Genomic DNA, 13,893 nt, shown 5'->3' with positions numbered 1-13,893 from the left:
CCGGCCCGATGGCTGCGGCACCCCTTTTTCTTTGTCTTCGGCGGCACCGCTTGTTACATGGGTAAATCGGCTACCGCGACCAGCTTTCAGTTTCGCCGGTCTTGGTTAAAGAGGTCTCAACGAGGGATAAAATGGTAGGCAAAAAGAAGCCTCTCGTGGTCATCACGCGAAAGCTGCCCGACCCGGTCGAGACCCGCATGCGCGAGCTGTTCGACGCAAGGCTAAATGTCGAGGACAGGCCGATGACGCAGCCCGAACTGGTCGCCGCGGTCAAGGAGGCCGACGTGCTGGTGCCGACCGTGACCGACCAGATCGATGCGGCGCTGATCGCCCAGGCCGGCGACAACCTCAAGCTGATCGCCAATTTCGGCAACGGCGTCGACAAGATCGACGTGGCGGCCGCGGCCAAGAAGGGCATCACTGTCACCAACACGCCCAATGTGCTTACCGAAGATACCGCCGACATGACCATGGCGCTGATGCTGGCGGTGCCGCGCCGGCTGGCCGAAGGCGCCACCGTGCTCACCGGCGACAAGAAATGGGCCGGCTGGTCGCCGACCTGGATGCTTGGCCGGCGCATCTGGGGCAAGCGGCTCGGCATTGTCGGCATGGGCCGCATCGGCACGGCCGTCGCAAGGCGCGCCAAGGCGTTCGGCCTGTCCATCCACTACCACAACCGCCATCGCGTGCTGCCGGCGGTCGAGGATGGGTTGGAGGCGACCTATTGGGAAAGCCTCGACCAGATGCTGGCCCGCATGGACATCATCTCGGTCAATTGCCCCTCCACGCCGGCGACCTTCCATCTTCTGTCGGCGCGGCGGCTGGCGCTGCTGCAGCCCACGGCCTATGTCGTCAATACGGCGCGCGGCGACATCATTGACGAGGAAGCGCTGGTCAAGCTGATCCAGGACGGCAAGATCGCCGGTGCCGGCCTCGACGTCTACGAGCACGAGCCGGCCTTGAACGGCAAGCTCCTCAAGCTTGCCGCCAGGAACAAGGTCGTGCTTCTGCCGCATATGGGCTCGGCCACGCTCGAGGGCCGCATCGACATGGGCGAGAAGGTCATCATCAATATCAGGGCCTTCGTCGACGGCCATCGCCCGCCGGATCGCGTCCTTCCGCTCAGGACCTGAAGCCCTTCAGGCACCGGATCGCGTAAGGTAGCGCTTACAAAATCGTTTTGCGCATCGTGATGGACGTCGGCCTGTCATAGCCTTCATGCGCCGTCCGTTCGATCTCGCGAAAGCCGAGCCGGGCAAAGGCTGCGTGGTTCCCGGTCAGTTCGATTCGTGTCTCGAGTTCAAGGGCGGCCTTGCGGCGGTTTTGGGCCAGTTCCTCGACCGCTTGCATGAGGCGCCGGCCGATGCCTCGCCCCTGGCAGTCCGGCGCAACGGCGAGCTTGCCGACATAGAGATCGTCCTTGCGCTCCAGGGCAAAGACGCAGCCGACGATCCTGCCTTCGCCGAGAGCGAGAAGGCCGGTCTCGCGCCCGGCTTTCTCGCGCAGAGTGGCCGATGTCAGCCGGTGAGCCGAGGAGGGCGGGTCGATGACGCCGTCCATGAAGGCGAAGGCCTGCAGGATGAGGGCAAGCACGTCGTCCCAGCGGTTGAAATCGGCCGGGATTGGCAGGACGGAGACGTCCGTCACGTGTCTCAAGGCGCGCTTCTCGTCTTGTAACGGATCGTCTCGAAGCGCGCCGCCAGCGCGTCGTAGAGCAGCAGCCGGCCGATCAGCGGCTCGCCGATGCCGGTAATCAGTTTGATCGCTTCCATCGCCTGCAGCGTGCCGATGACTCCAGTCAGGGCGCCGAGTACGCCCGCCTCGGCGCAGGACGGCACCAGACCCGGCGGCGGGGCTTCCGGAAAGAGGTCTCGGTAACCGGGATTGCGCTTGCCATCCCCGCCTGTCTCGAACGGCTTGAGCACGGTTATGGAGCCATCGAAACGGCCGACCGCAGCATGAACCAGCGCTTTCTTCTGCGCAGCGCAGGCATCGGCCACCGTATAGCGCGTCTCGAAATTATCGGATCCGTCGACGACGATATCGTAATGAGCAACCAGTGCACGGGCATTTTCCGGGTCTAGCCTGAACGTGTGGGTTTGGACCGCGACGTTGGGATTGATGCGGGCGATCGTCGCTTTGGCGCTCTGGGTCTTCAGCATCCCGACGCTGTCGGTGCCATGAATGACCTGACGCTGCAGGTTGGACACCGAAACCGTGTCGTCGTCGATGACGCCGAGCGTGCCGACGCCAGCCGCGGCAAGATATTCGAGCACCGGCGCGCCGAGCCCGCCGGCGCCGATTACCAGGACGCGCGCCTGCTTCAGCTTCTGCTGGCCCGCGCCGCCGACCTCCGGCAGCACGATATGGCGGGCATAGCGTTCGATCTCGTCGGCGGTCAGTGGGGAAGCGGCCATGCCAGGACCATATAGCGGGCGAAAAATCTTGTCAGGCGACTTCAGTTGGCCCAACCGTGCCGTGGTCGACCGTCAGGAATTGTGCGCGGCCCGCCAAGCTGGAAAACAGTGCCGCATCGGTTCCCGTCATGAAAGCCTGGCAGTTCAACTCCTCCAGGATCGAGAACAAGGCCGCGCGCCGGCCGCCATCGAGATGCGCCGCGATCTCGTCGAGCAGCAGTATGGGCGTCAGGCCGGACATTTCGCCGGTCAACCGGGCATGCGACAGCACGATGCCGACCAGCAATGCCTTCTGCTCGCCGGTCGAGCAGAGTTCGGCCGGCATCGCCTTGGGCCGGTGCCGGACAATGAGATCGGAGCGATGCGGGCCTTCCAGCGTGCGTCCGGCAGCGCGGTCGCGGTCACGGCCATCGGCAAGCGCCCGCCGGAACCGCTCCTCGACGTCGACAGCCGGCGCGGTCGCGATCTCGGCCTCCAGGTAGCCCGAAAGACCGATATCGGCCTGCGGAAACGGTCCCGTGTCGGGCAGCCTGACGATCATGGCGGTGAGCAGCCGCACCATCTCGGCGCGCGCCGCGGCTATCGCCACGCCGGTCTCCGCCATCTGGGTCTCGATCGCCTCGAACCAGCCGGCATCGCGGGAGCCTTCCGTCAGCAAACGGTTACGGCCGCGCATCGCCTTCTCGTAGTCGAGCGCACGCTGGCCATGCCCAGGATCGATTGCCAGCACCAGCCGGTCGAGAAAGCGTCGGCGATCCGCGGCCGGCCCGGTGAACAAGGAATCCATCGCCGGCGTCAGCCATACGACCCGCAGCCACTCCAGCATGTCCTCGGCCCGCGCGGCGGCTCCGTTTATCCGCACCCGCCTGCCGCTCTCCGCGCTGTCGCCGCCGGAAATACCGGTGCCGATCTCGACTTCGCCGTCAGCCCCGTCGAGCCGGGCATGCAGGGCAAAACCGCCGTCGCCACCCTCGCGGGCGACATCGACGTAAGGCGCGCGGCGCAAGCCGCGCCCCGGCGTCAGAAAGGAAATCGCCTCGAGCAGATTGGTCTTGCCGGCACCATTGTCACCGGAAAAGACCACTGCGCCCGGAGCAACATCCATCGTCAGGGTCGCGTAATTGCGAAAATTGGTAAGCGTAAGCTTACTTATATGGGTTTGTGCCGGCAACCGCTATCCGCCTGTGGAAGTTACCGCAACCGCGACGTTCGCTGCCCGCCCCGATCGGAGCCAACGCCGCCGGCTATACCCGCATCGGCATCAGCACGTAAAGCGCGGTCTCGTCGGCCATGTCATGGATCAGCGTCGGCGAACCGGCATCGGCCAGCATGAATTTGGCTTCCGTTCCGGTCAGCTGCGCGGCGACATCAAGCAGATATTTGGCGTTGAAGCCGATCTCGATCGGGTCGGCCGAATAGTCCGCCGCCAGTTCTTCCGTGGCGCTGCCCGAATCCGGATTGTTGACCGCGAGCGTCACCTGGCCCTCGCTGATCGACAGCTTCACCGCGCGCCCGCGTTCGGAAGAGATGGTCGAGACCCGGTCGACCGCAGCGGCGAAGCTTTGGCGGTCGAGGATCAGCTTCTTGTCGTTGCCGGTCGGAATGACCCGCTGATAATCCGGGAAAGTGCCGTCGATCAGCTTCGAAGTCAGCACGACGCTGCCGATGGTGAAGCGGATCTTGGTGTCGGACAGTTCCGTGGTCACGGCGATATCCGGATCATCGACCAGCTTCTGTAATTCGCTCACAGTCTTGCGCGGGATGATGATGCCCGGCATGCCCTCTGAACCTGCCGGCGCGTCGATCTCGGCCCGCGCCAGGCGGTGGCCATCGGTCGCCACCGAACGCAGCTTCAGCTTGCCGCCGACTTCATGCGTGTGCAGGTAGATGCCGTTGAGATAGTAGCGCGTCTCCTCGGTGGAGATGGCGAACTGCGTCTTCTCGATCAGGCCCTTCAGCGCCACCGAGTCGAGACGGAAGATATGCGAGAAGGATCCGGCCGAAAGCTCGGGGAAGTCGGATTGCGGCAGACACTGCAGACGGAAGCTCGAGCGGCCCGACGTCACCGTCATGGCATTGCCGTCCTCGTCCGTCTTCAGCATCACCTCGGCGCCGTCGGAAAGCTTGCGCACGATGTCGTAGAGCAGGTGCGCGGGGACAGTCGTCGCCCCGCCGCGCTCGACCTTGGCGGGGGTGGCTTCCGTCACCTCCAGGTCGAGGTCGGTGGCCTTCATTTCGAGGCTGGCGCCCTCGGCACTCAGCAGTACGTTGGACAGGATCGGTATGGTGTTGCGCCGTTCGACCACACGGTGAACGTGGTTGAGCGACTTCAGGAGATTTGACCGTTCCAGGATAACACGCATGACGAAACAGGCTCGCTTGAATGGATGAGCGGGTCTCCGGCTGGCGGCGCCCCGCGAAAGGTCTGAAGAGGCTTCAGAATCTGTGTAAACTGACAGGAAAAAGCCAGTAAACGCAAGCCCGCGCCACCGGTTCGGGCCGGTAACGCGGGCTTTCTGGGGATAAAGCCGGCGACACCCGCCGCCTGGCGTTTTCGAACGGCTCAGGCCTGGTCGTTGATCAGCCGCCGCAACAGCTCGAGTTCCTGTGCCAGCGTGTTGTCATTGCCGGAAAGGTCCTCGATCTTGCGCACGGCATGCAGCACCGTGGTGTGGTCGCGGCCGCCGAACCGGCGTCCGATTTCCGGCAGTGAGCGCGGCGTCATCACCTTCGACAGGTACATGGCGACCTGTCGCGGTTTGACGATGGTGCGCGTGCGCCGGTTGGACAGCAGTTCCGTCTTCGACACGTTGTAGTGGCGCGCCACGATGCGCTGGATGTCCTCGATGCGGACCCGCTTCGGTTCGCCCGTGCGATAGATATGGCCGAGGATCTCGTCGATACGGTCGATGGTGATCTGCGGCTCGAACGATTGGCGGAACAGCAACTGGTTGAAGGCGCCCTCCAGTTCACGTCCGCTGCCGGTCACGGTGCGGGCCACGTGATTGAGGATCTCTTCGGAAATGTCGAGCGATGCATCGTCGATCCTGGCCGTGGCCAGGCGCAGTTTGAGCATGCCGAGCCGCATGGCGAAATCGGGTGCCGACATTTCGAGGGCGACGCCGCCGTTGAGGCGCGAACGGACCCGCGGTTCGAGCGATTCCAGCTCCGACGGCGGCCGGTCGGCGGCGACGACCACCTGCTTGGCGCTGTCGAGCAGCATGTTGATCAGATGGCAGAATTCATGCTGGATCGACTTGCCCTGCAGGAACTGCATGTCGTCGATGATCAAGAGGTCGATGTCGCGCAGCTGCTCCTTGAGCGTCAGCGCATTGTTGTCGCGGATCGCGGTGGCGAAGCGCCACATGAAATATTCGGCGGTGAGATAGACGACGCGCGACTTCGGGTTCTGCTTCAGCGATTCCGCCGCGATGGCCTGCAAGAGGTGGGTCTTGCCGAGGCCGACGGTGGCATGCAGGAAAAGCGGATTGAAGCGCACCGCGCTCGACTGCGATTCCGCCACGGCCTTGGCGGCGGCGAAGGCCACGCGGTTCGACGGCCCTTCGATGAAGGAGCCGAACGTGTAGCGCGGATCAAGCGGCGAGCCCAGGACATTGTGGCGGAACTCGCTCTCGACCGGCACGCCCGGACGCGGCACGGGAGGCCGCTCGACCCTGCCTGGGCTGACCGTGCCGGCGGCCAGCGCCGTCTGTGTCTGCCGCGTCATCTTGCGCGCCGGCGCCAGTTCCGGTTCGGCCTGGCCGCGCCCCTGACGGGTCGCGGTACGCACGACGATCTCGATCTTGAGAAGCTCGGGATCCTCTTGCTTCCACAGCTCTGAAATCAGGTCATGATAGTGGCCGTTGATCCACGAGCGCAGGAACGCGGTCGGCACCGAGATGCGGACGATGCCCTTGGAAGCCTCCGCGACCTTCATGCGTCCGAACCAGCTCGAATAGACTTCCGCCCCCAGACGCGCCTTCAACTGGGCCTTGACCCGGTCGAACTTCTGTTCCGCGTCGCTGGAGACCGCCATCTCGTTTGCTCCGATCAAAGTTCCAGGAAATGGGAGGTCGCCCGTAAGCTCCCTTTCGATGCCGCTCTGCATGATCGAGTTCCTTGTCTTTCTGTACCTGTTTTTCGCTGGGGATGCGCCTCCCGCATCCTTTTTCCAGCGACTATGTCTTTGCCACGATGCCCGTTGCCGCCGCTGGCAATGAACGTCGCCCACTAACCGGGGGAAACCGGTGCCGGCCCATGGAAGCCAGTCCGCGTTGGGTATGTCAGGGCAATACGACACCGTCCGGCGAAAGAGCGCCGGCGCGCCGTCCTACCTGCCATGTCTAGTTACGCCAGTCCCCTACCGTATCGAAAAAGAGCAAACCATACCCGTTCGCGGACTTGATCCGCGTCGCAAATCCCGCCAATTTAGCTGGCTGCGTCAGGCTGGGTTAAGGACCAGAGGCCCGTCCCTTTCGATGGATCGACATTACCGAAATCGCTGTGGATAGGGCAAGGCCACGTCTAACGGATTTTTAAGGAATCTGGTTACCTCGGGCGGGTAGGAGCGCCATGCCGTAGCGGCATATTTTGACAAAGCCATTGTGATTCAAACCCTTTTCCCATGAATATGAAAAAGCCGGCCCGGCACGAAATTTTCTGAAATAATTCGCTTGACAGCCAGTTGTCCTCCCGTCCCTCCGACGCGTTGTGGACAAGCTGTGGACGACTATCGCTAACTGTTTGAAAAATATCGGCTATTTCTGCGGCTGAGGTTATTTTAAGTCGACGCTTTTCAAGCGTGTCAACCATCAGCAGGCATGCATGTGCCGGCAAAGCATTTCGAACCCTGGTATCCGCATTTGAAGCGGTTCCCGGCTGTTCTTTTTAAGTACTTGCCGGCAAACGAAAAAACCCGGCACGACCGGCCGGGCTTTTAAGAAGATCAGTCTAAAAAGGGATGTCAGGCCGACAGCACCTTGAGGCGCTGGGCGAGACGCGACACCTTGCGGGATGCCGTGTTCTTATGGATCACGCCCTTGGTCGCGGCGCGCATCAATTCCGGCTCGGCTGCCTTGAAGGCGGCCTGTGCGGCGACCTTGTCGCCCGAGGCGAGTGCCTCCTCGACCTGGCGGACATAGGTGCGGACGCGCGAGCGGCGGTTCTTGTTGATCGCTGCGCGGCGGGCGATCTTGCGCGTTGCCTTTTTGGCCGAGGATGTGTTGGCCATGATGCCTCTCTTCTGATCTGGTCGGCGCACGCGGCGTGCCGCAGGGCGCAAAAAACAAACGGGCAGCCACGGGGCCGCCTCGGTTGGTGCGGCTTATAGTTCAGCTTTTCCGGCGCGTCAACGCCGCCTGGCGTTCTTTTTGGCCGACGCCACGGCTTTCGGCCGCCGGCCCGTGGTGTCCTACCGGTTGGTGAAATTCGGCTTCCGTTTTTCGGCGAATGCCGCCATGCCTTCCTTCTGGTCGTCGAGCGCGAAAAGCGAATGGAACAGGCGGCGCTCGAAGCGCAATCCCTCGGCAAGGGTCGTCTCGTAGGCACGGTTTACGGCCTCTTTCGCCATCATCACCGAGGGCAGCGAGAAATCGGCGATCCTGGCCGCCGCCTTGACCGCCTCGTCGACCAGTTCGCCGGCCGGTACGACCCGTGATACCAGCCCCGAGCGCTCGGCTTCCGCCGCATCCATCATCCGTCCCGTCAGGCACATGTCCATCGCCTTCGACTTGCCAACGAACCGGGTCAGGCGTTGCGACCCGCCCATGCCGGGAATGACGCCGAGCGTGATTTCGGGCTGGCCGAATTTGGCCGTGTCGGCGGCAATGATGAAATCGCACATCATGGCGAGTTCGCAGCCGCCGCCCAGCGCATAGCCGGCCACCGCCGCGATGACCGGCTTTCGCGTCCGTGTCAGTTCCTCCCAGCCGACGAAGAAGTCCTGCACATAGGCGTCCACATAGGAGATGGCCTGCATTTCCTTGATGTCGGCACCCGCCGCGAACGCTTTCTCGGAGCCGGTGATGACGATCGCGCCGATGCCGGCGTCGTCGCCGAAATCCTTCGCCGCCGCCACCACCTCGGCCATGACCTGCGAATTGAGGGCGTTGAGCGCCTTTGGCCGGTTCAGCGTGATCAATCCGACCTTGCCGCGCCGCTCGGTGATGATCGTCTCATGGGCCATTGGCTGCGTCTCCTTGCTCGATACCGGTCTAGCTCACGTCTGACATGCCCGGCAATAGAAGGTCGAGCGTCCGCTCTGCACGATGCGTTCGATATGACCGCCGCAGCCGGGTTTGGGACAAGGCTCGCCCTCGCGGTCGTAGACGGCGAAGGAATGCTGGAAATAGCCGAGCGACCCGTCGGTATGCATGTAGTCGCGTAGCGACGATCCGCCGGCCGCGATGGCATCCGCTATGACCGAGCGGACCGCCCCGGCGAGCCGTTCGCTTTGCTCCTTGGCCTTCTTGCCTGGCTTGGCGATGGTGCCAGCCTCGCGCAGGGGCGACAGCCCGGCGCGCCAGAGCGCCTCCGACACATATATATTGCCCAATCCGGCGATCAGCCTCTGGTCGAGAAGCGCTGCCTTGAGCGGTGATCTGCGGCCCTTCAGCAGCGAGGCAAGCAGAACGCCGTCGAGGGCGTTGCCGGTGGGTTCGACACCCAGCCCGGCCAGCATCGGGTGCGTCTCGGGCGGCTCTTCCGCAAACAGCATGAAGCCGAACCGGCGAGGATCATTGAAGGTCACCAGGGACCGGATACCCGACGGGGAAACGACATGGAACACGACATGATCGTGCGCCGTGCTCTTCGAACGCTCATGGTGGAACACGCCCGGTGTCCCGCCGTCGTCGCCGGTCTCGATGCGAAAGGAGCCGGACATGCCGAGATGGCAGATCAGCACCGGACCGCCCTCCAGATGCATCGTCAGATACTTTGCCCGCCGCCCGAGCGCCGTGATCGTCTTGCCGGTCAGCCGTTCGGCAAACCGTTCGGGGAAGGGGAACCGCAGATCGGGCCGTCTCGCCTCGACCTTGGCCAGGCGGGCGCCTTCCAGTACTGGCTGCAGACCGCGCCGGACCGTTTCGACTTCGGGCAGTTCAGGCATGGCCGCCAATCATCGCATGGAAGGAAATACCGTTACGGCCGCGCGTCAGCCCGAGATGTTCGGCAACGGTCTCGCCGATATCGGAAAATGTCGCGCGCAGACCTATGTCGCCGCCTTTGAAGCCTGGCCCCATGCCGATGACCGGAATGCGCTCACGCGTGTGATCGGTGCCGCGCCAGGTCGGATCGTTGCCGTGATCGGCGGTCAGGACGAGCAGGTCGCCTGGTTTCAGCCTCGAAAATGCCTCCGGCAGCCTCCGGTCGAAGGCCTCCAGCGCGGCGGCGTAGCCGGCGACGTCACGACGATGGCCGAATTCGGTGTCGAAATCGACGAAATTGGCAAAGACCAGGTCGCCGTCTCCGGCCTCGTCCATCGCAATGAGCGCCTGGTCGAACATGGCCATGTTGCCCGCCGCCTTGCGCACTTGCGAAATCCCGCGCTGGGCGAAGATGTCGCCGATCTTGCCGACGGCGATGACGCGGCTGCCGCGCGCCGCCAGCCGGTCGAGCAATGTCGGCTCGGGTGGCGGCACGGCGTAGTCGTGGCGATTGTAGGTCCGCGCGAACGTGGCCGACGTCTCGCCGACGAACGGCCGTGCGATCACCCGTCCAATCCTCAGCGGAACGACCAGCCGGCGCACCACCTGGCAGAACTCATAGAGCCGTTCGAGGCCGAAATGGACCTCGTGCGCGGCGATCTGCAGGACGGAATCGACCGACGTGTAGCAGATCGGCTTGCCGGTGCGGATGTGTTCCTCGCCGAACCGCTCGATGATCTCGGTGCCCGGCGCGTGGCAATTGCCGAGAATGCCTGGAACCTTGCCCTCGCGGATGATCGCCTCGGTCAGGTCCGCCGGAAAGGCGGGGATGGTGTCCGGGAAATAGCCCCAGTCGAAGCGCACCGGCAGGCCCGCGATCTCCCAATGCCCGGAAGGCGTGTCCTTGCCGGTTGAAACCTCCTGCGCCGCGCCGTGGAAGGCATTGGCAAGCAGATCCGTTCCGAAATGGGTAAAGCCCAGTCCTGTCGCCGCCTCGGCCGCCTTGCCGAGCCCCAGCGAAGCCATATGCGGGACAAACAGGGCTCCCTGTCGAAGTCCATCGCGGTCCGCGCGCCCTTCCGCGCAAGCTTCGGCGATGTGCGCCAGCGTGTTTGCGCCGGCATCGCCATAGCGTTCGGCGTCAGCCGCGCCGCCTATGCCGAAGGAATCCAGGACAAAGAGGAAAGCACGCGCCATCGGGTCGATTGTTGCCAGTGTGGACGCTCAGACATAGGGTTCCACGGCGGCCTTGGCAATTCGGAAACCAAACGGCAATGCCTTGGCGCGGTACATGGACGGACCGGGATCATGTCGAGCAGTGCGGTGCCTGGAGGTTATTGGACGGCAGGCGCGAAGATCGGGTGCCGCGACGAGTTGGATATCCGCATGGATGGAATGAACGGCAGGACGGCCTCGTAATGAAAGCTGCGCTCACCGCATGGATTGCCCTCACGGTTCTGAACGGCGTGTTCTGGTGTGGACCGGCGTCGGCCGACTGGCGCGATGATATCGGTACGTTTCGCATAGGCATCGTCGCCGAGCCCGGTGCCGGCAACACCATTCCGGGGTTGGCGACGTTGACCCAAGCCTTCACCAATGCGCTCGGCATGAAGGTCGAGTTCGTCGTTGCCCGCGACTATGCGGCACTGATCGAGGGACAGGCCGATGCGCGGATCCAATACGCCATTTATTCAGCCACCGCCTACGCCACCGCGCTGCAGCGCTGCGGCTGCATCGAGCCGCTCGTGGCCCCGGTCGATTCCGACGGTGCGGCCGGCATTCGCTCCGTGCTTTTGACCAGGGACGGCAAACTGCCGGGACTGGCCGACATGGAGGGCCACCGGATCGCCATGTCACCGCCCGACAGCGTCGGCGGTTCGCTTCTGCCGCTGACGGGGCTGGCCGCCGAGCACGTCAGGATCGCCGAGGATGCACCATTTCTTGTTCATGCTCCCTCGGCGTCGGCAGCCGAAACCATGCTCGTTGACGGTGAAGCTGACGCCGTTTTCGGCTGGGTGAAGGCAGCCGCCGACGGCCAGCCGCGGATGCCGGGCGGCACGCAGGCGAGGCTGGAGGCATCAGGCCTTTCGGCCTCGGCCCTCCAACTCGTATGGATGTCGGGCCTGCTGAGATATGGTCCCCATGCGGTGCGCAGCGATCTCGATCCGGAAGCCAAGCGTCGGCTGACCGTGTTCCTTACCAACCTCAAATCGACGACGCCGGATATCTACGATCTTCTGGAAGCGAAACATGGCGGCGGCTTCATGCCTGTGGCCGCCAAGGATTATGCGGCGGCAGAGGCCATAGTGCGCCTGGTGTCGGCCGATCGTGGCCAACGGTAGGTCGTGAGAGCAATCCCGCAGGACGTCAAAACGGCCTTCCGTCCTGCATTTTGCCCAAAGCACCGTGGCGCTGAGCTAGCAGTCGCTGCAGGGAATGGTAACGCTTCTGCGCGGGCGCAAATAATAGGTCTCGCCCATCGGGATGGAGGTGGTCAGGGATGGCGTCAATCCAAGCTTTGTCCGGGTGTCGGCTTGCCAGGTGATGATCGGCGAATAGCTCAGATTGCTTTCCACGCGCACGAGGAAAGTTCCGGCGACCGCGAGGGTTGAGGGAACCGTGGTGGTGGTGCCGGCAGCGGCTCCGACACTGCTGACGCCATTGGTCAGCTTGCGTGACCACACCACTTTGATCAAGGGCGTCGCATCGGTGGTGACCTGTATCGCGGTGACGATGATGGTAGGCGTCGAGCGGTTATAGGGTTGGAGGGTCAAGGTGCCGATCTTCATGATGGCATCGAGATCGGCCTTTACGACCGTCGGCTGTTGCGTCACGAGGTCTGCGACCATGCTGCCGACCCGGCTGACCTTCTTGCTCGTCTCGATGGCCTGCGAAGCCTCCATGGTCATGAAATACATGACCAGCAGGATAGGTGCGATGAGGGCAAATTCGACCGCCGCGACGCCGCGGCGATTGGACCAGAACCGGACTGATCTGCCCCAAAGCCCTGCGATACCCAGATGTGCCCCCGCACGCATCATACCCATTGCCTTTTTTCTTGTTGGTGCTTCCGTGATGGTCTCAATTGTCGAACGGCTCGTTCTGCCAAGTCACCGAAGCGAAATGCAGGGTCTTGTTACCTCCCATCGACTGCGCCAGCAGATCGGTCATGACGGGCCATTTGTAAAAGACCCGCAGCATGTTCTTCGATTCCGCCGCGCCCGCCGTGACGGCAAAGGGCACATCGGCGCCGTTCTTCGTAAGCTGGACGTTGCCGGCCTGGATCCTGAAGCCAGCCAGGGCCGCGTCGGCGAATGTCGTGTATTGGCGAAGATCGACGCTCAACTGATTGGGGCAATCCTGGGAAACGATGATTTCCAGCCTGTCGCAGATCATGTTCTTCAAATTGTCGCCGGCGACGTCGGCAGCCTTCAACTGACCGGTGCGCAGCCGGCGGGCGACATCGTCGGTGATGTTGGCCATCACTTCCTGGCTGGCAAACGAGATGCAGCTTTCGAGGATGGCGAACACCAGCAGTGCGAATGGCGTGGCAAGCAGCGCGAACTCCAGCGCCGTGCTGCCGCGCCGGTCGCGCAGGAAGCGTCTGAAAGACCTGGGGCGCTCCACCTTGCGCTGACCTGTCGAGCCGAGTTCCTTACTCATGCAATGTTCCTGCCATCCCTGGACGGTGTCGACAGGTGTATTAGCGCAAACCAATTGAGGTCCGGTTTGGATGATCGTTAAAGTCGACGCAGGCGTTTTAACCAGGCGGTAACCTGGGCGATGGAGAAGCCGGCTCGGTCTACTTGGTGACGCTCATCTCGGCTTCGGACGATTTCTCGGCGTCGCTCTTGTAGGAGCTTTCGCAATAGGGCGTGCACGACATGGTCTGGACCTCGGCGCGCCGATAGATGCGCACGGACGACGCTGCCTGGCGCACGACGGTAACCTGTGCATCGACGATCGGGCTGCCGTCCTGGTCGAGAATGACGAGATTGGTGATACCGAAGCCCTTGCCGGTGAGCACGATCGTCGAGGCGTCCTGGACGGAAGCGTCGGCGATTGCCGGATTGCCCACGACGATCGTATCGGCGGGACGCGACAGTTTCACGATCTTGGCCTGGTTCATGGTGACCTCGATCCCCGTCTCGGCCTTGGCGGGCGTGAAAAAGCTCGCGGTGGCAAGAAACACGGCAACGAGGATTGAGGATCTTGGCACGGCCATCAAGGCGCTCCACGCAGGCGGACTGTTCAACGGAACATGAACGAGATTGGTGAACCAACGGTTAAGTCTGTCCCTGTCTTCCGTCAGCGCAGGTGGAAAGGGGTCT

General features: G+C 63.2%; 14 protein-coding genes. 2 read left to right on the top strand and 12 right to left on the bottom strand.

The features are described from left to right. Positions 1-131: 131 nt before the first annotated feature. Positions 132-1,133, top strand: coding sequence for a D-glycerate dehydrogenase (locus FJ967_RS10660; protein WP_140731661.1), 1,002 nt, complete (start codon positions 132-134; stop codon positions 1,131-1,133). A 34-nt stretch (positions 1,134-1,167) separates the two neighbouring features. On the opposite strand, the gene FJ967_RS10655 is transcribed toward FJ967_RS10660, so the two are convergent. From FJ967_RS10655 to FJ967_RS10615, 9 genes are all read right to left on the bottom strand, one after another. Continuing rightward, on the bottom strand, positions 1,168-1,656 hold the full coding sequence (locus FJ967_RS10655; protein WP_246675245.1) for a GNAT family N-acetyltransferase: 489 nt from the start codon (positions 1,654-1,656) through the stop codon (positions 1,168-1,170). Then, positions 1,653-2,417 (bottom strand): molybdopterin-synthase adenylyltransferase MoeB, encoded by a 765-nt coding sequence (locus FJ967_RS10650; RefSeq protein WP_140731660.1) that lies wholly within the window; start codon positions 2,415-2,417, stop codon positions 1,653-1,655. Before FJ967_RS10650 ends, FJ967_RS10655 begins: the two co-directional genes overlap by 4 nt. Before the next feature lie 31 nt (positions 2,418-2,448). Beyond that, on the bottom strand, positions 2,449-3,588 hold the full coding sequence (gene recF, locus FJ967_RS10645) for a DNA replication/repair protein RecF (RefSeq protein WP_140731659.1): 1,140 nt from the start codon (positions 3,586-3,588) through the stop codon (positions 2,449-2,451). Between the two features lie 73 nt (positions 3,589-3,661). Further along, the gene (gene dnaN / locus FJ967_RS10640; protein ID WP_140607718.1) at positions 3,662-4,780 is read right to left on the bottom strand and encodes a DNA polymerase III subunit beta; all 1,119 of its coding nucleotides are present in this window, start codon (positions 4,778-4,780) and stop codon (positions 3,662-3,664) included. A 200-nt stretch (positions 4,781-4,980) separates the two neighbouring features. Then, on the bottom strand, positions 4,981-6,453 hold the full coding sequence (dnaA, locus tag FJ967_RS10635) for a chromosomal replication initiator protein DnaA (protein WP_246675244.1): 1,473 nt from the start codon (positions 6,451-6,453) through the stop codon (positions 4,981-4,983). Between the two features lie 927 nt (positions 6,454-7,380). Then, positions 7,381-7,647 (bottom strand): 30S ribosomal protein S20, encoded by a 267-nt coding sequence (gene rpsT / locus FJ967_RS10630; protein ID WP_135903695.1) that lies wholly within the window; start codon positions 7,645-7,647, stop codon positions 7,381-7,383. A 180-nt stretch (positions 7,648-7,827) separates the two neighbouring features. After that, positions 7,828-8,601: an enoyl-CoA hydratase gene (locus FJ967_RS10625; protein WP_140731657.1), complete on the bottom strand. Its 774-nt coding sequence runs from the start codon at positions 8,599-8,601 to the stop codon at positions 7,828-7,830. A gap of 33 nt (positions 8,602-8,634) precedes the next feature. Then, the gene (gene mutM / locus FJ967_RS10620; protein WP_140731656.1) at positions 8,635-9,525 is read right to left on the bottom strand and encodes a bifunctional DNA-formamidopyrimidine glycosylase/DNA-(apurinic or apyrimidinic site) lyase; all 891 of its coding nucleotides are present in this window, start codon (positions 9,523-9,525) and stop codon (positions 8,635-8,637) included. Further along, a complete protein-coding gene (locus FJ967_RS10615; RefSeq protein WP_140731655.1) occupies positions 9,518-10,759 on the bottom strand; it encodes a phosphopentomutase in 1,242 nt (413 codons plus the stop codon). The genes mutM and FJ967_RS10615 overlap by 8 nt, the downstream gene beginning before the upstream one ends. A 221-nt stretch (positions 10,760-10,980) precedes the next feature. Between FJ967_RS10615 and FJ967_RS10610 the strand changes: the two genes are divergently transcribed. After that, entirely contained in the window at positions 10,981-11,904 is a 924-nt protein-coding gene (locus FJ967_RS10610; protein ID WP_140731654.1) for a phosphate/phosphite/phosphonate ABC transporter substrate-binding protein, read from the top strand. Positions 11,905-11,979: 75 nt separating this feature from the next. Here FJ967_RS10610 and FJ967_RS10605 read toward each other — a convergent pair whose 3' ends face one another. The 3 genes from FJ967_RS10605 to FJ967_RS10595 all read right to left on the bottom strand — a co-directional run bounded on the left by FJ967_RS10605 (position 11,980) and on the right by FJ967_RS10595 (position 13,787). Continuing rightward, positions 11,980-12,603 (bottom strand): TadE/TadG family type IV pilus assembly protein, encoded by a 624-nt coding sequence (locus tag FJ967_RS10605; protein WP_140731746.1) that lies wholly within the window; start codon positions 12,601-12,603, stop codon positions 11,980-11,982. Between the two features lie 40 nt (positions 12,604-12,643). After that, positions 12,644-13,225: a TadE/TadG family type IV pilus assembly protein gene (locus FJ967_RS10600; protein ID WP_140731653.1), complete on the bottom strand. Its 582-nt coding sequence runs from the start codon at positions 13,223-13,225 to the stop codon at positions 12,644-12,646. Between the two features lie 139 nt (positions 13,226-13,364). Continuing rightward, positions 13,365-13,787, bottom strand: a complete 423-nt coding sequence (locus tag FJ967_RS10595) for a pilus assembly protein N-terminal domain-containing protein (protein WP_140731652.1) — start codon at positions 13,785-13,787, stop codon at positions 13,365-13,367. Positions 13,788-13,893: the final 106 nt, after the last annotated feature.

The organism is Mesorhizobium sp. B2-3-4 (genome assembly GCF_006442315.1).
In the GTDB taxonomy this organism is placed as follows: domain Bacteria; phylum Pseudomonadota; class Alphaproteobacteria; order Rhizobiales; family Rhizobiaceae; genus Mesorhizobium.
Note: the sequence above shows the minus strand (reverse complement) of the source record. Positions and strands in the feature narration are given on the sequence as shown.